Below are 21,183 nucleotides of genomic sequence, written 5' to 3' on the forward strand. Positions count from 1 at the left end.
CACCTCGGTCTACGACCGTTTATGCGATATCCCGCAACTCCCGCCGCAAAATCTTGCCCACCGGCGTCATCGGCAACGACTCACGCAACACGATGTGCTTGGGCACTTTGTACGCCGTGAAGTTTTCCTTGCAGTAAGCCTTCAGCTCTTCAAGGCTGACCCCCGACTCACGGGCCACCACAAACAGTTTCACCGCCTCCCCCGAACGCTCGTCCGGCACGCCGATCACCGCACAGTTGGCGACTTTCGGGTGGGCCATCACCACGTCTTCGATCTCGTTCGGGTACACGTTGAAGCCCGAGACGATGATCATGTCTTTCTTACGATCGACAATACGCACGAAACCATCCGGGTCGATCACCCCGATGTCGCCCGACTTGAACCAGCCGTCGGCATCCAGCACTTCGGCGGTGGCTTCGGGTTTCTGCCAGTAGCCCTTCATGATCTGCGGGCCCTTGATGCACAGTTCGCCACGTTCGCCCAACGGCTGCTCGACGCCTTCGTCGTTGATCACTTTCAGGGTCGTGCCCGGTACCGGCAGGCCGACCGTGCCGATGCGCGATTTGTCGCCGTAAGGGTTGGTGCAGGCCACCGGCGAGGTTTCGGTCAGGCCGTAACCTTCGGTGATCCGGCAACCGGTGAGCTGTTCCCAGCGCTCGGCGGTGGCCTTGACCAGCGCCGTGCCGCCGGAGTTGGTGAGTTTGAGACTGGAGCAATCCAGGGTCTTGAAGTCGGGATGGTCCATCAGCGCGACGAACAGCGTGTTGAGCCCAAGCAGCGCCGAGAACCGCCAGTTCTTCAGCTCCTTGATGAAGCCCTTGATGTCCCGTGGATTGGTGATCAGCACGTTGTGGTTGCCGGTCACCATCATGCACATGCAGTTCGCCGTGAAGGCATAGATGTGGTACAGCGGCAGCGGCGCAATCATCACTTCCTGGCCTTCGCGCAGCAGCGGCTGACCGTCGGCACCCAGTTGACTGAGGCATGCCCGCGCCTGCTGCATGTTCGCCACCAGGTTGCCGTGGGTCAGCATCGCACCCTTGGCCAGCCCGGTGGTGCCGCCGGTGTATTGCAATACGGCAATGTCGTCGAGACCGACATTCAGYGGTTTGATGCCCAGGCCCCGGCCCAGACGTAGCGCGCTCTTGAAGGAGATGGCCCGGGGCARTGAATAGTCCGGGACCATTTTCTTGACCTTGGCGACCACGGTATTGATCAGCCAGCCCTTGGCGGTGGGCATCAGGTCGCCCATCTTCGCTTCGATCAGGTATTGGATGTCAGTGTCGGGCAACACTTCCTGGACCTTCTGTCCAAACACGTTCAGGTACACCAGCGCCCGGGCACCGGAGTCCTTGAACTGATGACGCATCTCCCGCGCGGTGTACAGCGGGTTGGTGTTGACCACGATCAGCCCGGCACGCAGGGCGCCAAACACGGCAATCGGGTAATGCAGGACGTTGGGCATCTGCACCGCGATGCGATCCCCCGGCACCAGGTCGGTGTGGGCTTGCAGGTAACCGGCGAACGCAGCGCTGTAACGTTCCAGTTCAGCGTAGGTCAGGGTCACGCCCATGTTGCTGAATGCCGGGCGGTCAGCAAATTTCTTGCAGGAACGCTCGAACACCTCGATCACCGACTTATAGGCCCCAAGGTCGATATCCAGGGGCACGCCGGCCGGGCGTTTGTCATTCCAGAAATCAGGTTGCATTGTTCTTGTCCTCATTACCTGAATCTATCCGGGGCCGCTTTTTCTATCACTTCTGAAAAGCGGTGCTTCCCGGACACTAGCAGCTATGGTGAATCAGGCAAATATGCGCACAGTCCTCATTGATCCCGTGAATCTTGCTGCCCCGGCGCTGCCTGATCAGACGGCGCGCGCGGGATGCGCTATACAATGCAACGACGCCCATGCCGCATGCAGTCCCATGCAAAGGAATCGCCATGATCCATGACACTTTCTGGCTGACCGCGAGCGACCGCAGCCGCCTCTTCGTCAACCAGTGGCTGCCGACTGCACCGCTCAAAGCCGTGATCCTGCTGGCCCATGGCATGGCGGAACACAGCGGTCGCTACGCTCGCCTGGCAGAAAAGCTCTGCGAACAGGGCTACGGTGTTTACGCACCGGACCTGCGTGGACATGGCAAAACCGCTGAAAACGGCACCCTGGGCCACTTCGCCGACAGCGATGGCTGGGGCAAAGTGGTCGGTGACCTCGCCTGCCTCAACCAACATATCGGCCAACAGCATCCCGGCGTGCCAATCGTGCTGTTGGGCCACAGCATGGGCAGCTACATCGCCCAGGCTTACTTGCTGCACCACAGCGCCAGCCTGCACGGGGCGATTCTCAGCGGCTCGAACTTCCAGCCCGTGGCGCTCTATCGCGCAGCGCGCCAAATTGCTCGTCTCGAACGCCTGCGCCAGGGCCCCAAGGGTCGCAGTGCATTGATCGAATGGCTGTCGTTCGGCTCGTTCAACAAGAAGTTCAAACCAGCTCGCACCTCGTTTGACTGGCTGAGCCGCGACCCGGCCGAGGTCGACAAGTACGCCAACGACCCGCTCTGCGGCTTTCGCTGCACCAATCAGCTATGGATCGATTTGCTCGGCGGCTTGCAGCAAATCAGCAAAGCGTCCAATCTCGCCCAGATCGATCCGGGCCTGCCGCTGCTGGTAATTGGCGGCGAATGTGATCCGGTGAGCGAAGGCAAACGTCTGAAAGATCTGGCCCACGCCCTGCGCGACGCTGGCTGCCAGAGCCTGCACTTGAATATTTACCCGCAGGCCCGGCACGAACTGTTCAATGAGAGCAATCGCGATGAAGTGACTGCCGACGTGCTGAACTGGATCGCCCAGGCCTTGAGCAACCGCCGGCCACCCAGAGCCGAATAGTTTTTTTGTGGATTCATTTAATTCGTCACAGGAATCGAGACAGATGACCCAGGTTACCAACACCCCTTACGAAGCCCTCGAAGTCGGCCAGACCGCCAGCTACAGCAAAACCGTCGAAGAACGCGACATTCAGTTGTTCGCCGCGATGTCCGGCGACCACAACCCGGTGCACCTGGACGCCGAATTCGCCGCTGCCTCCATGTTCAAGGAACGTATCGCCCACGGCATGTTCAGCGGCGCGTTGATCAGTGCGGCGGTGGCTTGCGAGCTGCCTGGGCCGGGGACTATTTATATCGGTCAGACGATGAGCTTTCAGAAGCCGGTGAAGATTGGCGACACGCTGACGGTGCGCCTGGAAATTCTCGAGAAAATGCCGAAGTTTCGTGTGCGGATCGCCACCCGAGTGTTCAATCAGCGTGATGAACTGGTAGTGGATGGCGAGGCGGAGATTCTGGCGCCGCGTAAACAGCAGACCGTGACATTGCCGACGTTGCCGGCGATCAGCATCGGCTGATTCATCACTCATCCGTGGCCTGGATGGGCTTCTGTGGCGAGGGAGCTTGCTCCCGTTCGGCTGCGCAGCAGTCGTAAAAGCTGCTCCGCGCCGGAACAGGTGAATCGAGGTGCCCGATTGGGGGCGCTGCGCACCCCAGCGGGAGCAAGCTCCCTCGCCACAAAAAGCCCCCCTCGCCACGGTGAATGCAGCGTTTCGTTCTCCTACAATCTCGAACACAAAAAAACGCCAGACTGGCTGGCGTTTTTGATGGGTAACGAACGCTTACGAGCGTGCGCGAGCCTGGTTGCGCAGGGCTTTGACCTGATCGTGGTTGCGTTGCACGCCGTGATACTGGCGTTCAACGATGTCACGAATGCCCACCAGGTTGTACTTGTTGATTTTATCCAATGCGTCCTTGTAAGCCTTCTTCGCATGGTCTTCACCGCGTTCGGCTTCGTTCAGCACCGCCTCTTCATCCTTGCCGGTGAACATCGACTTCACATCCACCCAACGACGGTGCAGATCGCCGCTGACACTGGTGGAGGTTTCCGGATCACCGCCCAGGGAACGCACAGTGGCCTGCAGTTCGGCAGCGGCAGAGGCGCAGTCGGCGGAGCGCTGAATGAACAGGTTTTTGAGTTCGGGATTCTTGATGTCTTCAGCGCAAGTCTTGAACCCTTCCTGACCGTCTTTACAGGTTTCAATCAGGTCGTTGAGTACAGAGATCGCTTCTTTATTAATGTCGGTCATTTTTCAATTCCTTGCGGTTGATGAAAGATGCAATCAATCGTTGCACCCTGCATGCCAGCTTCGAATTGAAATTTTTTACTTATATTTCAATGATTTAATCTTTAGTCGAAATCTGTATCCGCTTTTTTTGCATGATCTGTCAATTGGCCTGCATGCAGAATGCCTGTATTTTCCAGACTGTTCTAAATCAAGACGACTGATGATGAATCCCGAAAAGCTCGAACTGCTGATTACCCGCGAGATGCCCTTCGGCAAATACAAGGGCCGTATCATCGCCGACCTGCCCGGTCAGTACCTGAACTGGTTCGCTCGCGAAGGTTTCCCTCACGGGGAACTGGGCGGGTTGCTGGCCTTGATGCAGGAAATCGACCACAACGGCCTGTCGGAACTGCTCGAACCGCTGCGCGCCAAGCACGGCAAACCTGCCCCTCGTCACTGAACCGCCCTATCGCACCGAGTCGCCCATGCCCGATAACACCCGCCGTGCCCGTGATGAAGCCTTTTGGCAGACCTTTGCCGACCGCTACGCTGTCGAACCCGGCCCCCTGAACCTGGAGAACGGTTACTTCGGGCGCATGTCACGCACCGTGGTCGAGGAGTATCAACGCAACATCGAGCTCATCAACCGCGGCAACTCGGTGCATGTGCGCCAGCGCTTCGAACAGGGCGAAAGCGTCAAGATTCGCGCGCAGCTGGCCAAACTGATCGGCGCCCCGGCCGAAGCCGTCGCCTTCACCCGCAACGCCTCGGACGGCTTGCAGTCGCTGATCCGCAACTACAATCGCCTGGAACCGGGCGATCAGGTCCTGCTGTGCGATCTGGAGTACGACACGGTCAAGAGCGCAATGCGTTGGCTGGCCCGCTATCGAGGCGTGGAAGTGATCGAGATCGAGCACCGTCGCCCCGCCAGTTTCGACAGCTTGCTGGCCACGTACCGCGAAGCTTTCACACGTTATCCGCGACTGAAGTTGATGGCCCTGACCCACGTCACCCATCGCACCGGTCTGGTAATGCCGGTGCAGGCGATCGCCGCTGCCGCCAAGGAGCATGGCATCGATGTGATCCTTGACGGCGCCCATGCTCTGGGCCAGATCGAGTTCAACCTCGATGAACTGGGCATCGCCTTCGCCGGCTACAACCTGCACAAATGGATCGGTGCGCCGCTGACTCTCGGCTTCATTTACATCGCGCCCGAGCGCCTGGTCGACATTGATCCCGATATGGGCGAGATGCATTTCCCGGCCACCGACATTCGCGCCCGCACGCCATACAGCACCCCGAACATCCCGGCCCTGCTGACCCTGCCGCTGGTGTTCGAAGAGCATCAGGCCATGGGCGGTTCCGTCGCCAAGGGCGCTCGGCTCAATTACCTGCGCAACCGCTGGGTCGATGCCGTTCGGGAGTTACCGGGGATCGAAGTCCTGACCCCGGATGACCCGCGCCTGTATTGCGGCATCACCTCGATGCGCTTTACCCGGCATGCCGACCAACAGGCGATGGTCGAGCGCCTGCTCAACGACTACAACCTGTTTACCGTGGCGCGCAGCGGCGCGGCGTGTGGCCCGTGCATCCGCATCACACCGGGGCTCACGACCATGGCAGCGGACATGGATGTACTGGCCCGGGTGTTGAACGAATTGCGCTGACGTCACACAGTGTATTTATCAAAGTCCTCGGGCTTGATTTGCGATGACGCCGCAAACGTGTCGACACCGATGGTCATGTGCCCGAAAAAGCCGTCCTCATTCGAGTCTCGACCGATGGTGTGAATATTCAGGGTCGAGGCCTCGCCGCCCATGCGCTGATAAAACATATCCTGCGCATTGGTCAGCGGTGAGACGGCTCGACCGCTGTACTCACGGGCATTGAGCACCGACCTTGATGCGACCTCGGGAAAGTAAAGCTGGCCGACCCAGGCGACGTGCCGCTCTTCCAGATAGTTATTACCGGCTGTGATGCGTACCGCGACGTGAATATGCAAAGCGCGGCCGGCATAGAACCCCGGATAAATAGTGGTAAACCGCACGATGCCCATTTTGTCGGTGAATTGCCCACCACGCAGGTAGGTGTCGTCGTCGGTGCGCGGGATCGACCCGATATCATCCACATCGACTTCCTTGTCCGGGTTGACCTTGCTCCAGCCCGAATACGCCCCGCGCGCATTGCAATGCCAGATATCGACCAATGCCCCGGTAACCGGTTGACCGGTCATGGCATCGACGATCGTGAGCCGCAGCACCAAGGGAATGCCGTCCATGCCTTCGCTGACGTTTCGCCTGATCAGTTTTGGATTTCGAAAATACGGACCGGCGATCTGCTCGGGTGACAGTTGATAAACCGGTAGTGGGGGTGCAGCCGAGGTGTTGTCGTCCATGACGTTCTCTCTTCCATAAGATGAACGCAGATTAACGCTGGACGTGCGGCGAGATGCGGTAACTATGTATCGCGTGATGTCGATCCTAAAAAGAGCATTTCGACAGTCATGGGGATTTTCACCAGGCAAAAAAAAACGGTGCACCGACCAAGCGCACCGTAAAGCCGTAGAACACACAACGAAGTGTTTGGTAAATCCGGTATATCCGGTAAATCAGATCAGTCCAGCAGCGCCAACGCCTCGGCGGTGCACTCCTGGATACGGGCCCAGTCGCCGTTCTTGATCCACTCGGGGTCAAGCATCCAGCTACCGCCCACGCACATCACGTTTTTCAACGCCATGTAGCTCTTGATGTTGGCCGGGCTGACGCCGCCGGTCGGGCAGAATTTAACTTCGCCGAACGGGCCGCCCAGGGCTTTGATGGCTGCGACGCCGCCGCTGACTTCCGCCGGGAACAGCTTGAAGCGGCGATAGCCCAGGCAATAGCCTTCCATGATGCCGGAGGCGTTGCTGATGCCCGGCAACAGCGGGATCGGGCTGGCGACACTGGCTTCGAGCAAGTCACGGGTGATGCCCGGCGTCACGATGAATTGCGAACCGGCGGCTTCGGCAGCGGCCAGCATGCTGCGATCAAGCACCGTACCGGCACCGGTCACCAGCTCCGGACGCTTTTCGCGCAGGATCTGGATGGCCTTGAGGCCGAACTGCGAACGCAGGGTCACTTCCAGCGCCGTGAGGCCACCGGCGGCCAGGGCGTCGGCCAACGGCAGCACGTCCTGTTCGCGAGCGATGGTGATCACCGGCAGGATCCGCGCCTTGGCGCAGAGGCTGTCGATCAGGGCAACTTTGTCCGCCATGGAAACGGTCGGGGATGTGTTTGTCATAGCGGCTGATCCTTGGTTCATGGGCACCAGTAAATCTCTAACGTAGGTTGCAGAAACGCCCGAATCGGCATGGCGGCGACATCGTCACCGGCCAGTGCGGCGCTCAGGGTGGTCAACTTGGACTGACCGGAAATCGATAGAACGGTGTGCCTGGCCGAAGCCAGCAGCGCGCGACTCATGGTCAGGCGCTGACGCGGCACGGTCGGCGCCAGCATCGGCCAGCAACGACGAGTGCCGTCGACTTTCAAGGCGTCGGCCAGGTTCGGGCTGTTGGGGAACAGTGATGCGGTGTGACCGTCGTCGCCCATGCCCAGCACCAGCACATCGATCGCCGGCAATTCGGCGAGCAAGCGATCAGCCTGCTCGGCGGCCTGCTCCAGGTTGGCGGTGGCACTGTAGAGGCTCAGGAACTGGGCCTTGGCCGCCGGACCTTGCAACAGGTAACGCTTGAGCAGACCGGCATTACTGTCGGCATGCTCCACCGGCACCCAGCGCTCGTCAGCCAGGCTGACCACCACCTTCGACCAGTCCAGCGCCTGCTTGGCCAGGTGCTGGAAAAATGCCACCGGGCTGCGCCCACCGGACACCACCAGCGTCGCTGTGCCTTGTGCGGCAATCGCGTCGCTCAGTTGTTTGGCCACTGCCAATGCCAGGCCTTCGGCCAGCAGCATCGGTTTTTTGAACTCATGGGCGCTGACGCCCTGAGGCAGTTTCAATTCAGATATCGCCATACCACGACCTCCCGTCCCGCGTGATCAGTGCAATGGAACTCATCGGCCCCCAGGACCCGGCCGCGTACGGCTTGGGCGCATCACCGGACTTTTTCCACCCGGCAATCAACTGGTCACACCACTTCCACGCGGCTTCGATTTCATCTTTACGGACAAACAGGTTCTGATTGCCACGCATCACTTCCAGCAACAACCGCTCGTAGGCATCGGGAATCCGTGCGCTGCGCCAGGTGTCGGAAAAATTCAGCTGCAACGGACCGCTGCGCAACTGCATGCCCTTGTCCAGGCCTTGTTCCTTGGTCATCACGCGCAAGGAAATGCCTTCGTCCGGTTGCAGGCGGATGATCAGTTTGTTGCTGATCTGCAAGCGCTGCTCGGGGGCGAAGATGTAGTGCGACGGTTCCTTGAAGTGGATGACGATCTGCGACAGCTTCTGCGGCATGCGCTTGCCGGTGCGCAGGTAAAACGGTACGCCGGCCCAACGCCAGTTGCGAATGTCGGCACGCAGGGCAACGAAGGTTTCGGTGTCGCTCTGGGTGTTGGAGTTARGCTCCTCCAGATACCCCGGCACCGACTTGCCTTCGCTGTGACCGGCGATGTACTGGCCGCGCACCACTTGAGTGGTCAGGCCTTCCGGGCTGATCGGCGCCAGTGCCTTGAGCACTTTGACTTTCTCGTCGCGGATGCTGTCGGCGGACAAGTCGGCCGGCGGGTCCATGGCGATCAGGCACAGYAACTGCAGCAGGTGATTCTGGATCATGTCCCGCAGCTGGCCGGCCTTGTCGAAGTAACCCCAACGGCCTTCGATCCCGACCTGCTCGGCCACGGTGATTTCCACGTGGGAAATGTAATTCTGGTTCCACTGGGTTTCGAACAGGCTGTTGGCGAAACGCAGGGCGATCAGGTTTTGTACGGTCTCTTTGYCCAGATAGTGGTCGATACGGTAGGTGCGGTTCTCCGGGAAGAACTGCGCCACGGCGTCGTTGACCTTGCGCGAGGATTCCAGGTCAGAACCGATGGGTTTTTCCAGCACCACGCGGGTGTTTTCGGCCAGGCCAACCTTTGACAGGTTCTCGCAAATAGCACCGTAAACCGCCGCCGGCGTGGCGAAGTAGGCAATCACCCGCTGGGCGCTGCCGGCCTGCTCGGCCAGGGCGACGTAATCGTCAGCCTTGAGGAAGTCGACATGCAGGTAACTCAACCGGGCCAGGARGCGCTCGAGCACGGCTTCATCCAGCTCTTTGGCGCCCACGTAGCGACGCAACTCGGTGGCGATGAACGCCAGATGCTGCTGCTCGCTGCCAGGTTCACGGGCCAGTGCGATAATGCGCGTATCCTCATGAAGCAGGCCGGCGCCATCGAGTTGATAAAGGGCAGGAAACAGCTTGCGCAGGGCTAGATCGCCGAGAGCGCCGAACAAGGCAAAGGTGCACGGTTCAACCGTAATCGAAGGCATGATGTTTGTTCTTTTATCAAGTTAAGCTACAAATACCTTTTTTCAAGGCATCACTCAAGGGAAAATGTAGTAATAACCACAACATTTTCGCAAAATATAGATTCCGAGTGGTGGTCGGTCGGAGCCATCAGTAGGATAGGCCACCGTTATGGGCCGTATCAAAGGCCCAATTTGCATAGCCGAGCGCTTGTTTGCGCAGGTGAATTTAGGAACCCCATATGGACCGCGTGCGAAATTTACTGGAACAGATCCAGAGTCGCCTCGAAGACCTGAACAAGGCAGAACGCAAAGTCGCCGAAGTGATCCTGCTCAACCCACAGCAGGCGACCCGGTTCAGCATCGCCGCCCTCGCCCAGGCCGCGTCGGTCAGTGAGCCGACGGTCAACCGTTTCTGYCGCTCATTCGGTGTCAGCGGCTACCCTGAACTGAAACTGCAGCTGGCCCAGAGCCTGGCCAGCGGCGCGGCGTATGTCAGCCGTGCGGTGGAAGCCGACGACAACCCCGAGGCTTACACCCAGAAAATCTTCGGCAGCGCCATCGCGTCCCTGGACAGCGCCTGCCAGGCACTGGACCCGAACCTGATCAGCCGCGCCGTCGACCTGTTGATCCAGGCCCGGCAGATCCACTTCTTCGGCCTCGGCGCCTCGGCCCCGGTGGCACTGGATGCGCAGCACAAGTTCTTCCGCTTCAACCTGGCAGTGACCGCCCATGCCGATGTGCTGATGCAACGCATGATTGCCTCGGTGGCCCACACCGGTGAGTTGTTCGTGATCATCTCCTACACCGGCCGCACCCGCGAATTGGTGGAAGTGGCGCGCATCGCCCGGGAAAACGGCGCTTCGGTGCTGGGGCTGACGGCCGAAGGTTCGCCGCTGGCCAAGGCCAGTACCTTGAGCCTGAACATTCCGTTGCCGGAAGACACCGACATTTACATGCCGATGACCTCGCGGATCATTCAGCTGACCGTGCTCGATGTGCTTGCCACCGGCATGACCTTGCGCCGAGGCGTGGACTTCCAGCCGCATTTGCGCAAGATCAAGGAAAGCCTCAATGCCAGTCGGTATCCGATTGGGGATGAGTTTAATTAACCTACAACGATCATTCCCACGCTCTGCGTGGGAATGATCACTATCAGCTACGCCCCAACCCGCGCCTGCAAACTCAGATACGCCCGCTCCCCCGGCGCCAGGCACAGGCTGTCGGTGCCGCCGCTGGCCGCTTCCACACAGACGAACTCGGAAATCTCGTTCCAGCTCACGCCCAGTAATGGCCGCGAGCCGGGATGCCAGACCACCGTGTCCGCATGATCACCGGTGTCGATGCACAGTTCGCGCTGCCAGGCGTGGTCCTTGAGCTGCAATTCGCCGTCATGCTGGAACACCCGCTGACACCCACCGTCGACCCGCAACTCGCCTTCCTGTTGGCAAGCCTGGCGGTTCAACTGGTCGTAACCTTGCGCTCCTTCGAGCCCAGACAGCGCTATCTCACCGACGTCACCAATACGCCAATAGGCGTGCAACGCCTGACTCAACTGGCACGGCATGTCGTCCTGATGCTCGGTGCTCATGTGCAAATCCATGCGTTCGCCCAGGTGCGCATGCAAGTCCACTTGCCAGTCGCACAGCTGTAACTGCCAGTGCAGGCGCACGCCATCGTCGTCACTGCTGCTGTCGAGCAGCTTCCAGTCGAGCAGGCGCGCCCAACCATGGGACGGCCAGGCGTTTTCGCTTGGGTGGCGGCCATACCACGGCCAGCACACCGGCACGCCGCCGCGAATCGCACCCACGTGCGGCCATTTCGCCGCGCACCACAGCCAGGGTTTCTGACCCTTTGGCTGGAAGTGCAACAACTGCGCGCCCTGACGACTGAACACCGCCTGACACAGCGGATGGTCGATCACCAGCACGTCGCGCATCTGATAGCGCTCCCACGCAAACACCGGACGTTCGCGCAAGGATTTGAAGAAGCGTTGTAGCGGATGCTCAAGCATGTGCCACGGTCCTGAAAATCATCTGTCACCCGAGGGTGCGCCACCCCCAAAAAAAAGCGGACAGCCATGGCCGTCCGCAAATATGCGCACATAGAGAGGAGCTTATCGCAACAGCGTTAGAACACCGACTGAATTTTCAGGCCGGCGACCAGCGCGTTATCAACTTCATCCACACCACCCGGGTGAGTGATGTATTGCAAGTTAGGACGCACCGTCAGCCAGTTGGTAACGTGGAAACCGTAGTTGATCTCGTAGTTGTACTCGGTGCTGCGCAGTGGCGCGAACAGTGGATCGTTGTAGTCGGTGACACCATTGGCGGCGTTGACCAACTCGGAGTTTTTCTTCACGTCATCGTTGACATGGATACGGGAGAAACCGATCCCGACGTCGTCTTTTGGACGCGCATCGAACGGGCCCTTGTAAACAAACATCAGCGACTGGTAGTTGTCGACGAAGTTGGTGTCCTTGTCGTGGAAGGTGGCGTTGGCCGCGATGTTCAGACCGCGCGAAGCATCACCGTTATGGGTGGTCAGTTGTTGCTGCGCCACGAACCAGTAGCCGTGCTTGCTGTCATGGCTGCGATAGGCATTGCCGGTGGTCGCTGCATCATTGCCGTTGTCGTCTTTACGGACGTCATTGGCGTCGGCCGTGCTCTTGTAGTAACCAACACGGTATTCGCCCGGCAGGTTGTTGACCTTCGGCGACCAGACCAATTCAACCGGCAAGACGGTGCCTTTGGTACCACTGCCGCTGAGCTTGAAACCGTTACCGTGCTCAAGTTGCGATGGGTTCTGGTTGTACGCGCCGATCTGCGCATAGAACTCAGGCGTGATGTTGTACTTCACGCGAACCGCTGCCTGCATGACCGGCCAGTTGTACCAGATACCGGTCGCCCAGTTACCCGCCTGGGAACCGCAGAATGCCAGGTTCTGGAACTCACAAGGGAAGGTGTTGAAGTCTTCGCCTTCGCCGAAGTAACCAGCCTTGACGTCCAGTTTCCCGTCGAGGAACTGGTGCTTGATCCACAGCTGGGTCAGACGGACCATGTGGCCACGGCCGTAGACTTCCTGGGAGGAGCTCAAGGTGCCGGCACGCGGGTCGCCGACACGGTCATTGGAGATGTTCTGACCGTTACGGTTGGTGAGCTGGATCTTGGCCTGGGTGTTATCCCAGCCCCACAATTTTTGCAGGTCCAGCGCCACGCCCAGACCAAACTGGTCGGCGTAACGAGCCGTCTTGTCGTCGTTGTAGCCGCCGTGCAGGTTGGCGCCCACTTCACCGACATAGTCGGCCTTGATGTCGATACCTTGCTCGATCAGCTTGGTCCGCTCGCCCCCCCAGTCCCCCGTCATCCACTGGGAATCGGCACTGAACGCGTCAGCCGCGTGTACGCTACCGGCCAGCATCATCGCCGCAACCGCTGACAATTGGCAGATCAGCTGAGCGTTGTTCTTCTTCTTCATCCCTACATCCTCGTTTTATTGTTATTAACTGTTTTTATCTAACGCGGTTTACATCGATTGCGACGGATGTCTCCATCCGCCACTAATCCCCCCTGTGAGAGCGGGCTTGCTCGCTCCCACATTTGATCTTCAGCGGCCTTTGAACTGGGCCACGTTGGCGCTGTGAGCTTCGGTTTTTGGCAGGCCGGCAACGCCCAGACGCTCACCGGTCTTGGCATCGAACAGCAGCACTTTCGATGGATCGAATTGCAGCGTCAGGGTCTCGCCCGGGGCTGGTGCGACGTCCGGTGCCAGACGGCAGCAGACCTTGGTGTCGTTGAGATTGACGAATACCAGGGTGTCGGGACCGGTCGGTTCGGTGACCTGCACTTCGGCGCGGATGGTCGGCAGGCCGTTGGCTTCGCCGTTCGCCAGCACGATTTGCTCCGGGCGCATGCCGAGGATCACTTCGCGGTCTTCGAGCCCGRCGTCCTGCATGCCCAGCGGCAATTCGCAGCGCGCCTGACCACTGTCGAGCAACGCCAAAAGACGGCCGTCCTTGCGCTGCAAACGCAGGGGGATGAAGTTCATCGGTGGCGAACCGATGAAGCTCGCCACGAACAGGTTGGCCGGGTTGTTGTAGATGTCTTTCGGCGTACCGAACTGCTGGATGATCCCGTCCTTCATCACCGCCACTTTGTCGCCCAGGGTCATCGCTTCGATCTGGTCGTGGGTCACGTAGACCGTGGTGGTTTTCAGGCGCTGGTGCATCAGTTTCATTTCGGTGCGCATCTCGACCCGCAGCTTGGCGTCGAGGTTGGACAGCGGTTCGTCGAACAGGTAGATCTTCGGCCGACGCGCCAACGCCCGGCCCATGGCCACGCGCTGTTGCTGACCACCGGAGAGCTGACCCGGCTTGCGGTTGAGCAGGTGTTCGATTTGCAACAGCTTGGCCACGCGAGCGACTTCCGCGTCGATGTCGGCGGCAGGCATCTTGCGGATCTTCAAACCGAACGCGATGTTTTCGCGCACGCTCATGGTCGGGTACAGCGCGTAGGACTGGAACACCATGGCGATGTCGCGGTCTTTGGGGCTCATGCCGCTGACGTCCTGGTCACCGATCATGATCGCGCCGCCGGTGATGGTCTCAAGGCCGGYGATGCAATTCATCAGGGTCGATTTACCGCAACCCGAAGGGCCTACAAGAATCAGGAACTCACCGTCCTTGATCGACAGCTCGATGTTCTTGAGGGTGTCCGGCAGGCCGGGGCCATAGGTTTTGTTTACATTGCGAAGTTCGAGCGTAGCCATGATTACCCCTTGACTGCGCCGGCCGTCAGCCCGCGCACGAAATACTTACCTGCGACCACATAGACCAGCAGGGTCGGCAGCCCGGCGATCATTGCCGCCGCCATATCAACGTTGTATTCCTTGGCCCCGGTACTGGTGTTGACCAAGTTGTTCAACGCCACCGTAATGGGTTGCGAGTCACCGCTGGAGAACACCACGCCGAACAGGAAGTCGTTCCAGATCTGGGTGAACTGCCAGATCAGGCAGACCATGATGATCGGGGTGGACATCGGCAAAATGATCAAGCGGAAGATGGTGAAGAACCCCGCGCCATCGAGCCGCGCTGCCTTCACCAGTGCATCGGGAACGCTGACGTAGTAGTTACGGAAAAACAGCGTGGTGAACGCCAGGCCGTAGACCACGTGCACGAACACCAGGCCTGTCGTCGTGCTGGCCAGGCCCATCTTGCCGAGGGTGAACGAGGCCGGCAGCAGGACCGTCTGGAATGGCAGGAAGCAACCGAACAGCAGCAGGCCGAAGAACAACTGCGACCCGCGAAAGCGCCACATCGACAGCACATAGCCGTTCAACGCACCGATGGCCGTGGAGATCATTACCGCCGGAACGGTGATCTTGATCGAGTTCCAGAAGTACCCGTCAACCGTGCCCCAGGCCTTGATCCAGCCAATACCGCTGACCACGGTCGGCCAGCTCAGCAGGTTGCCGGAGTTGATGTCTTCAGGCGTCTTGAAACTGGTCAACAGCATGACCACCAGCGGTATCAGGTACAGCAATACCGCAAGGAGCAGCACGCCATAGATCGCGATGCGACTCAGGCTGATGGCAGGTTTGGTAGCGAAACTAGTCATGACGTTTGGCCCTCAGCTCGGAGTACAGGTAAGGCACGATGATCGCGAGAATCGCACCGAGCATCAGAATCGCACTGGCCGAGCCCATGCCCATCTGGCCGCGACTGAAGGTGAAGGAATACATGAACATCGCAGGCAGATCGGAGGAATAACCCGGGCCACCAGCGGTCATTGCCGCTACCAGGTCGAAACTCTTGATAGCGATGTGGGCCAGGATCATCACTGCGCTGAAGAACACCGGGCGCAGGCTCGGCAACACCACTTTCAGGTAAATGCGCGGCATGCTCGCGCCATCGATCTGGGCGGCACGGATGATCGATTGATCAACGCCACGCAGGCCGGCGAGGAACATCGCCATGATAAAGCCCGAGGCTTGCCATACCGCCGCGATCACCAGGCAGTACACAACGCGATCCGGATCGATCAGCCAGTCCAGGCGAAAGCCTTCCCAGCCCCAGTCACGCAGCAATTTGTCCAGGCCCATGCCCGGGTTGAGCAGCCACTTCCAGGCAGTACCGGTGACGATCATCGAAAGCGCCATCGGGTACAGGTAAATGGTGCGAATGAAACCTTCGCGACGAATGCGCTGATCAAGAAACACCGCCAGCAACACACCGATCACCAGGGTGATACCGATGAACATGCCGCCGAAAAGCGCCAGGTTCTTGCTCGCTACCCACCAGCGATCGTTGTCGAACAGCCGCTGGTACTGCGCCAGACCCGCCCATTTGTAAGTCGGCAGGAAGGTCGAAGTGGTGAACGACAGGACGAAGGTCCACAGGATATAGCCATAGAACCCCACCAGAACAATGAACATGCTCGGCGCCAGCACCAGCTTGGGGAGCCAGCGCTGCAGCGCATCGAACGGCGAGGCCTTGCTGAACACAGCAACAGAACTCATGGGAAGATCCAGTACGAGAGAGAGAGAATTCGGGCAGGTCCCCTGTAGGAGCCGGCTTGCTGGCGAAGGCGGTGTGTCAGTCGACATCTGCGTTGAATGACAACCGGGATCGAACCCTTGTTGATGCTGAAGACTTTCTGGAAGTTCTCACCCAGCACGATCTTGGCAATGTCCTGCTGAGCTGCAGCAGTGCCCTTGTCTTTCTGCTTGAACACGGCCAGCGAGTCGATGTTGTAGGTGAAGGCCTTGTCGGTGCCCGGGAAGGCTACGCACTCGTAATCCTTGCCAGCGACTTTCTTGGCCGCTGTCCACTCGCTCTTGGCCCAGTCACCCATGATCTGCATGCCGGCCTTGCCGTTGATGACCTTGGCCGCCTCCAGGTTCCAGTCCTGGCCTTTGCCGTCGGCGTCCATGTAGGTCGCGACTTTCTTCAGCTCGGTCAGCGCCTTGACCATGTCAGGACCGGTCAGCGCCGCGTTATCCAGATCGACCAGGGCTTTCTTGTAGCCATCGACGCCCATGACCGACAGGACCACCGCTTCGAACACGGTGCTGTCTTGCCAAGGCTGGCCACCGTGGGCAAGCGCAATGAAGCCCGCAGCCTTGAGCTTGTCACCGGCCGCGTAGAATTCCTGAAGGGTGGTTGGCGCTTTTTCGATGCCGGCTTTCTTGAAGACTTCCGGATTGATCCACAACCAGTTGACGCGGTGAATGTTCACCGGCACGGCCACATAGTTACCGTCGTACTTCACGGTATCGGAGACTTTCTTGTCGAGCAGGCTGTCCCACTTCTCAGCTTTGGCAGCGTCTTTCAAGACGTCGGTATCGAGCAGACCGGTAGACGCCCATTCCTGAATGTCCGGACCTTTGATCTGCGCTACACCCGGCGGGTTACCGGCCACGGCGCGGCTTTTGAGTACGGTCATGGCCGTGGCACCGCCACCGCCGGCGACTGCGCCGTCTTTCCAGGTGAAACCGTCTTTTTCGACTTGAGCCTTGAGCACATCGACAGCTGCTTTTTCACCACCAGACGTCCACCAGTGAACGACTTCCACCGAACCTTTGGAATCGGCGGCAAGGGCACTGAGCGGGAATGCAGCAACGGGAAGCAGTGAAGCGAGAGAAATGACAGTAGCGAGGCGAGAAATCGCATTCATCTAGTAGTACCTTTCTTGTTGTTATGCATGCAAGTCTGGTGCTTGCGCTGCATGGATTCTAAACAGGAGTCATACCTTCGCAGGTAACGAAGGGACGTTCGAATGTCACCACATGGTTACATGACTGGTTACACAGCAGCGCTCTGGGACAACTGCCCCAGCGCACTGGCCATGCTCGGCGCCAGCGGCAGGCGCGGGATCAATACAGCCTGCCAGGCGTGATACAGGTCAGGTTTACCGGCCCAGATATCGGCGCTCGGGCGATTCAGCGGATCGAGCTCGTGATGCCAGCTGCCATCGCAGCGGTCGATGAAATGACTGTCACAGAATTCCCAGAACAGTCGGTACCAACGCTCGTACTGCTCATCACCGGTGCGTTTTAGCAGCGCACTGGCGGCGGCGCTGGCTTCGCAATGAGTCCAGTGCAAACGATGACGAACCACCGCGCGATTGTCCCAGTCGAGGGTGTAGACAATGCCCGGCGCGCCATCGATGTCCCAGCCGTGACGGCAATTATGCTCGAAGAGTTTTTGCGCATCGGTGACCAGCCAGCCCGGCGTGAGCATCCCGGCTTGCACCCGCGCCGCTTCAAGGTGCAGTAACAACCGCGCCCATTCGAAACCATGACCCGGCGTGGTGCCGTAAGGGCGGAAACCGTCGGCCGGGTTGTCGTGGTTGTAGTCACGCAGCGGCTGCCAGTCGCGGTCGAAATGTTCGACCACCAGGTAATCGTTGGCGGCGGCGTGTTCGTGAATGACACGCTCGACGATGCGCTGCGCGCGAATCAGCCAGCGGTGGTCCTCGGTGACATCGGCCAGGGCGAGAAAGGCTTCGGTGGCGTGCATGTTGCTGTTGGCGCCGCGATAGGCTTCCTCACAACTGAAGTCGCGGTTGAAGGACTCGCGCATGGCGCCCTCCTCCTCGCTCCAGAAATGGCTGTCGATGATGTGGATCGCATCATCGAGCAAGGCTTGCGCACCGGGACGCTGGGCAACCACCGCAGAACTCGCGGCCAACGCCACGAAGGCATGCAGGTAAGCGGCTTTGCCGGTATTGCCGTCGCGGTGTTCGGGCGTGGCGAACCAGCCACCGTGTTCGGCGTCACGCAGCGGCCCGCTGAGGGCTTTGACGCCGTGATCCACCAGCTCCGCGAACCCCGGCAAACCCTGGATGTGGGCCATGGCGAAGCTGTGGGTCATGCGCGCGGTGTTCATGGTTTCGGCTTGGGCGCTGGCTGGGAGGCGTCCCTTTTCATCAAGGTTGCCGAAACCTTCGGGAAGCTTTGAAGCCCTGGCAAATGCCAACAGGCGCAGGCCTTCGGCGGCGAGCCATTGCTGATGGGCAGGCGCGTTCAGCCAACTGCTGAAGGCGGGTTGGAAGGTGTCCATGCGATACCTTTTTTGTTGTTATGACTGGGACCAGTCTAAACAACGGTCGGTGGCGGGCAGGTAACGAAGGGGGAGCGTTATGTCACCGACCTGTGACATTCACCCTGATTTTGAAGTGAGTGGTTACTTGTGGCGAGGGAGCTTGCTCCCGTTGGGGCGCGGAGCGGCCCTGAAAGAGGGACTGCTGCGCAGTCCAACGGGAGCAAGCTCCCTCGCCACAGGGGCAGTGTCAATCCATTGGTCGCGGCAACTGCAACGTCACGCGCAACCCGCCTTCACGCAGGTTTTGCAGGCTGACTTCACCGCCATGGCTATGGGCAATGTTGCGGGCAATCCCCAGCCCCAGGCCATAACCCTGTTGCTGCCCGGCCAGGCGGAAGTGCGGCTCGAACACTTGCTCCAGCCGCTGCTCCGGCACACCCGGACCTTCGTCGTCGACATGCAGGACGAACGCGCTCTCGTCGTCATCGATGTGCAGATGCGCGTTCTGYCCGTACTTCAAAGCGTTGTCGATCAGGTTGCCGATGCAGCGCTTGAGCGCCAGTGGCTTGCCGGGATACGGCGCCAGCGCCCGCCCCTGCTGAGTCACGCGGCCATTGCCGTTGGGCGCCAGATACGGTTCCACCAGGCAGTCGAGCACATGGTTGAGGTCCACCGGCTCGATGTTTTCGTGGATGTCGGTGTCTTTCACGCATTGCAGCGCGCCCTTGACCAACAACTCCAGCTCATCCAGATCACGTCCGAACTTGGCTTGCAGCTTTTCGTCTTCAAGCAATTCAACCCGCAGTCGCAGCCGAGTGATCGGTGTGCGCAAGTCATGGGAAATCGCGCTGAACAACTGGCTGCGCTCGGTCAGGTAACGGCTGATGCGTTCACGCATCGCATTGAACGCGCGACCGACTTCCACCACTTCACTGCCGCCCCCCTGAGCGACCGGTTCGACGTCGGCGCCCAGGGACATGTCCCGCGCCGCCCGCGCCAATCGCTTGAGCGGTCGGCTCTGCCAGTGCACCAGCAGGCCGATGAACAGGAGCAAGAAGCCGCTGGTGAGTACGATGAACCAGACTTGCTGTGCCGGCAGGCCTTGCTCTTCGAGACTGGTGTAGGGCTCGGGCAACAGCGAAGCGATGTACAGCCATTCCCCCGGCGCCATCTGGATTTGCGTGACCAGTACCGGTGGATTCACTGGCTCCAGGGTCAACGCGTAGTGCGCCCAGGAGCGTGGCAATTCATCGAGTTTCAGCCCGCTATTGAAGATCCGCAGGTCTTCGGGGCTGACGAACGTCACCGAAATATCCGCGTCTTGGCCCAGCGACTGGCGCAGCACCTCGTCCACCGCTTTGAGCACCGCTTCTTTGCGCGGCGTGATCGGCAGCACTTCCATGCCTAAGGGTTTGTCGTTGAGGGTGACCACGAACCGGGTGCCGCCCATGCTGCGCAACTGGTCGAGCACCAGCGGCCTGAACGCCACCGGCAACGAGCGGAAATAACTGACGCTKGCCGTCATCGAATGGGCCAGGCTGCGGGCGCTGGTGACCAGGCCTTCGAGTTGGGTAGCACGCAGTTGCGAAACCCAGATCACGCTCGACAGCGTCTGGGCGAACAGCACCGCCAACAGGGTCAGCAGCAACATGCGCCCGAGCAGCGAGCGCGGCACCGGCACGCGCCCGGCGAGCTTGCGCAGGAACTCAGTGACCATTGCCGGCAACCACGTTGGCTGCCAATTGGTAGCCGCTGCCACGCACGGTCCGGATCAGCCGCGGCGGTTTTTCGGTGTCGCGCAGACGCTGGCGCAAACGGCTGACCGCCATGTCGACGATGCGATCGAGCGGCATCAGGTCACGGCCACGGGTGGCGTTGCCGATGGTGTCGCGGTCGAGGATTTCCTGGGGGTGATCGAGGAACAGTTTCAGCAGGGCGAAATCGGCGCCGGAGAGAATCACTTCCTCGCCGTCGGTATGGAACAGCCGATGGCTGACCATGTCCAGCCGCCAGTCGTCGAAGGCCAGCACTTCACCGCCGGAACGCTCCTGACCGAACTGCGCGCGACGCAACAAGGCTTTGATCCGCGCCTGCAATTCACGGGGGCTGAAGGGTTTGCCGAGGTAGTCGTCGGCGCCCAGTTCCAGGCCGATGACGCGGTCGGCCTCATCGGAACTGGCGGTGAGCATGATGATCGGCACGTGGGCCTGGCGCGGGTGCTGGCGGATCCAGCGGCAGAGGCTGAAACCATCTTCGTCCGGCAGCATCACGTCGAGGATCACCAGATCGCTCGGCGCCTCGTTCAGCGCCTGACGAAAGCCTGCGCCATCGGGCGTGGTGCGGACCTGGAAACCGGCACGGGTCAGGTAGGTGTCCAGCAACTCGCGTATCTCTTGATCGTCATCGACCAACAAAATCGACTTGTTGACTGAGCTCACGGCGGCATCCTTGTTGTTTGTGTTGGGGAGGATTATGCCTTACGGAAATCTGATGACGTGCGCGGATTTGTGGCGAGGGGGCTTGCCCCCGTTGGATCGCGTAGCGGTCCTTTTTTACGACTGCTTCGCAGCCGAACGGGGCGGTGCGG

Annotated in this window: 19 protein-coding genes and 1 pseudogene; 5 read left to right on the forward strand and 15 right to left on the reverse strand. The window is 59.9% G+C overall.

Going from position 1 to position 21,183, the window contains the following annotated elements:
- Nucleotides 1-19: 19 nt before the first annotated feature.
- Entirely contained in the window at nucleotides 20-1,708 is a 1,689-nt protein-coding gene (fadD2, locus tag AC1DLB_RS02515; protein ID WP_064616391.1) for a long-chain-fatty-acid--CoA ligase FadD2, read from the reverse strand.
- Nucleotides 1,709-1,941: 233 nt separating this feature from the next.
- Between fadD2 and AC1DLB_RS02520 the strand changes: the two genes are divergently transcribed.
- Together AC1DLB_RS02520 and AC1DLB_RS02525 are read left to right on the forward strand one after the other, a co-directional pair.
- A complete protein-coding gene (locus AC1DLB_RS02520) occupies nucleotides 1,942-2,886 on the forward strand; it encodes an alpha/beta hydrolase (protein ID WP_018926457.1) in 945 nt (314 codons plus the stop codon).
- Nucleotides 2,887-2,929: 43 nt separating this feature from the next.
- Entirely contained in the window at nucleotides 2,930-3,400 is a 471-nt protein-coding gene (locus AC1DLB_RS02525; protein WP_018926458.1) for a MaoC family dehydratase, read from the forward strand.
- Nucleotides 3,401-3,664: 264 nt separating this feature from the next.
- Here AC1DLB_RS02525 and AC1DLB_RS02530 read toward each other — a convergent pair whose 3' ends face one another.
- Nucleotides 3,665-4,132, reverse strand: coding sequence for a ferritin-like domain-containing protein (locus tag AC1DLB_RS02530; RefSeq protein ID WP_477744591.1), 468 nt, complete (start codon nucleotides 4,130-4,132; stop codon nucleotides 3,665-3,667).
- A gap of 202 nt (nucleotides 4,133-4,334) precedes the next feature.
- On the opposite strand from AC1DLB_RS02530, the gene AC1DLB_RS02535 reads away from it, so the two are divergent.
- Both AC1DLB_RS02535 and AC1DLB_RS02540 read left to right on the forward strand, forming a co-directional pair.
- Nucleotides 4,335-4,571 carry a DUF3820 family protein gene (locus AC1DLB_RS02535; protein ID WP_007949456.1) on the forward strand — a complete coding sequence of 79 codons (237 nt, stop codon included), beginning with the start codon at nucleotides 4,335-4,337 and terminating at the stop codon, nucleotides 4,569-4,571.
- Between the two features lie 25 nt (nucleotides 4,572-4,596).
- Nucleotides 4,597-5,778, forward strand: a complete 1,182-nt coding sequence (locus AC1DLB_RS02540; protein ID WP_477744590.1) for an aminotransferase class V-fold PLP-dependent enzyme — start codon at nucleotides 4,597-4,599, stop codon at nucleotides 5,776-5,778.
- 2 nt (nucleotides 5,779-5,780) lie between these two features.
- Here the strand turns inward: AC1DLB_RS02540 and AC1DLB_RS02545 are convergent, their stop codons facing one another.
- The 4 genes from AC1DLB_RS02545 to zwf all read right to left on the reverse strand — a co-directional run bounded on the left by AC1DLB_RS02545 (nucleotide 5,781) and on the right by zwf (nucleotide 9,577).
- Nucleotides 5,781-6,506: an intradiol ring-cleavage dioxygenase gene (locus AC1DLB_RS02545; protein ID WP_064616387.1), complete on the reverse strand. Its 726-nt coding sequence runs from the start codon at nucleotides 6,504-6,506 to the stop codon at nucleotides 5,781-5,783.
- Between the two features lie 218 nt (nucleotides 6,507-6,724).
- Nucleotides 6,725-7,390, reverse strand: coding sequence for a bifunctional 4-hydroxy-2-oxoglutarate aldolase/2-dehydro-3-deoxy-phosphogluconate aldolase (locus AC1DLB_RS02550; protein WP_018926462.1), 666 nt, complete (start codon nucleotides 7,388-7,390; stop codon nucleotides 6,725-6,727).
- Nucleotides 7,391-7,407: 17 nt separating this feature from the next.
- Nucleotides 7,408-8,121 (reverse strand): 6-phosphogluconolactonase, encoded by a 714-nt coding sequence (gene pgl / locus AC1DLB_RS02555; protein WP_018926463.1) that lies wholly within the window; start codon nucleotides 8,119-8,121, stop codon nucleotides 7,408-7,410.
- On the reverse strand, nucleotides 8,108-9,577 hold the full coding sequence (gene zwf / locus AC1DLB_RS02560; RefSeq protein ID WP_477784561.1) for a glucose-6-phosphate dehydrogenase: 1,470 nt from the start codon (nucleotides 9,575-9,577) through the stop codon (nucleotides 8,108-8,110). The genes pgl and zwf overlap by 14 nt, the downstream gene beginning before the upstream one ends.
- Nucleotides 9,578-9,804: 227 nt before the next feature.
- Here zwf and AC1DLB_RS02565 point away from each other — a divergent pair, with 227 nt between their 5' ends.
- Nucleotides 9,805-10,665, forward strand: a complete 861-nt coding sequence (locus AC1DLB_RS02565) for a MurR/RpiR family transcriptional regulator (protein WP_172901244.1) — start codon at nucleotides 9,805-9,807, stop codon at nucleotides 10,663-10,665.
- Nucleotides 10,666-10,712: 47 nt separating this feature from the next.
- Here AC1DLB_RS02565 and AC1DLB_RS02570 read toward each other — a convergent pair whose 3' ends face one another.
- The 9 genes and pseudogenes from AC1DLB_RS02570 to AC1DLB_RS02610 all read right to left on the reverse strand — a co-directional run bounded on the left by AC1DLB_RS02570 (nucleotide 10,713) and on the right by AC1DLB_RS02610 (nucleotide 21,034).
- Nucleotides 10,713-11,567, reverse strand: a complete 855-nt coding sequence (locus AC1DLB_RS02570; protein WP_111454766.1) for a D-hexose-6-phosphate mutarotase — start codon at nucleotides 11,565-11,567, stop codon at nucleotides 10,713-10,715.
- A gap of 116 nt (nucleotides 11,568-11,683) precedes the next feature.
- The gene (locus tag AC1DLB_RS02575) at nucleotides 11,684-13,030 is read right to left on the reverse strand and encodes a carbohydrate porin (RefSeq protein ID WP_018926467.1); all 1,347 of its coding nucleotides are present in this window, start codon (nucleotides 13,028-13,030) and stop codon (nucleotides 11,684-11,686) included.
- Between the two features lie 129 nt (nucleotides 13,031-13,159).
- Nucleotides 13,160-14,320, reverse strand: coding sequence for an ABC transporter ATP-binding protein (locus AC1DLB_RS02580; RefSeq protein ID WP_477784562.1), 1,161 nt, complete (start codon nucleotides 14,318-14,320; stop codon nucleotides 13,160-13,162).
- Between the two features lie 2 nt (nucleotides 14,321-14,322).
- On the reverse strand, nucleotides 14,323-15,168 hold the full coding sequence (locus AC1DLB_RS02585; protein ID WP_477744589.1) for a carbohydrate ABC transporter permease: 846 nt from the start codon (nucleotides 15,166-15,168) through the stop codon (nucleotides 14,323-14,325).
- Entirely contained in the window at nucleotides 15,161-16,069 is a 909-nt protein-coding gene (locus AC1DLB_RS02590; protein ID WP_018926470.1) for a carbohydrate ABC transporter permease, read from the reverse strand. Before AC1DLB_RS02590 ends, AC1DLB_RS02585 begins: the two co-directional genes overlap by 8 nt.
- Nucleotides 16,070-16,170: 101 nt before the next feature.
- A pseudogene (locus tag AC1DLB_RS02595) lies at nucleotides 16,171-17,226 on the reverse strand (ABC transporter substrate-binding protein); the annotation flags it as partial.
- A 128-nt stretch (nucleotides 17,227-17,354) separates the two neighbouring features.
- Complete coding sequence (locus AC1DLB_RS02600; protein WP_477744588.1) at nucleotides 17,355-18,614, reverse strand: D-mannose isomerase; 1,260 nt, start codon at nucleotides 18,612-18,614, stop codon at nucleotides 17,355-17,357.
- 229 nt (nucleotides 18,615-18,843) lie between these two features.
- Nucleotides 18,844-20,313: an ATP-binding protein gene (locus AC1DLB_RS02605; RefSeq protein WP_018926473.1), complete on the reverse strand. Its 1,470-nt coding sequence runs from the start codon at nucleotides 20,311-20,313 to the stop codon at nucleotides 18,844-18,846.
- Nucleotides 20,303-21,034, reverse strand: coding sequence for a response regulator (locus tag AC1DLB_RS02610; RefSeq protein ID WP_007934711.1), 732 nt, complete (start codon nucleotides 21,032-21,034; stop codon nucleotides 20,303-20,305). The genes AC1DLB_RS02605 and AC1DLB_RS02610 overlap by 11 nt, the downstream gene beginning before the upstream one ends.
- Between the last annotated feature and the right edge of the window lie 149 nt (nucleotides 21,035-21,183).

This window comes from Pseudomonas sp. 05N434 (genome assembly GCF_056396965.1).

Bases quoted from the DNA above. Each gene is read 5' to 3' on its own strand.
- pgl (WP_018926463.1), bottom strand. From the start codon at position 8,121: ATGGCGATATCTGAATTGAAACTGCCTCAGGGCGTCAGCGCCCATGAG.
- AC1DLB_RS02600 (WP_477744588.1), bottom strand. From the start codon at position 18,614: ATGGACACCTTCCAACCCGCCTTCAGCAGTTGGCTGAACGCGCCTGCC.
- AC1DLB_RS02585 (WP_477744589.1), bottom strand. From the start codon at position 15,168: ATGACTAGTTTCGCTACCAAACCTGCCATCAGCCTGAGTCGCATCGCG.
- AC1DLB_RS02525 (WP_018926458.1), top strand. From the start codon at position 2,930: ATGACCCAGGTTACCAACACCCCTTACGAAGCCCTCGAAGTCGGCCAG.
- AC1DLB_RS02590 (WP_018926470.1), bottom strand. From the start codon at position 16,069: ATGAGTTCTGTTGCTGTGTTCAGCAAGGCCTCGCCGTTCGATGCGCTG.
- AC1DLB_RS02545 (WP_064616387.1), bottom strand. From the start codon at position 6,506: ATGGACGACAACACCTCGGCTGCACCCCCACTACCGGTTTATCAACTG.
- AC1DLB_RS02535 (WP_007949456.1), top strand. From the start codon at position 4,335: ATGAATCCCGAAAAGCTCGAACTGCTGATTACCCGCGAGATGCCCTTC.
- AC1DLB_RS02550 (WP_018926462.1), bottom strand. From the start codon at position 7,390: ATGACAAACACATCCCCGACCGTTTCCATGGCGGACAAAGTTGCCCTG.
- AC1DLB_RS02575 (WP_018926467.1), bottom strand. From the start codon at position 13,030: ATGAAGAAGAAGAACAACGCTCAGCTGATCTGCCAATTGTCAGCGGTT.
- AC1DLB_RS02570 (WP_111454766.1), bottom strand. From the start codon at position 11,567: ATGCTTGAGCATCCGCTACAACGCTTCTTCAAATCCTTGCGCGAACGT.
- AC1DLB_RS02530 (WP_477744591.1), bottom strand. From the start codon at position 4,132: ATGACCGACATTAATAAAGAAGCGATCTCTGTACTCAACGACCTGATT.
- AC1DLB_RS02540 (WP_477744590.1), top strand. From the start codon at position 4,597: ATGCCCGATAACACCCGCCGTGCCCGTGATGAAGCCTTTTGGCAGACC.
- AC1DLB_RS02520 (WP_018926457.1), top strand. From the start codon at position 1,942: ATGATCCATGACACTTTCTGGCTGACCGCGAGCGACCGCAGCCGCCTC.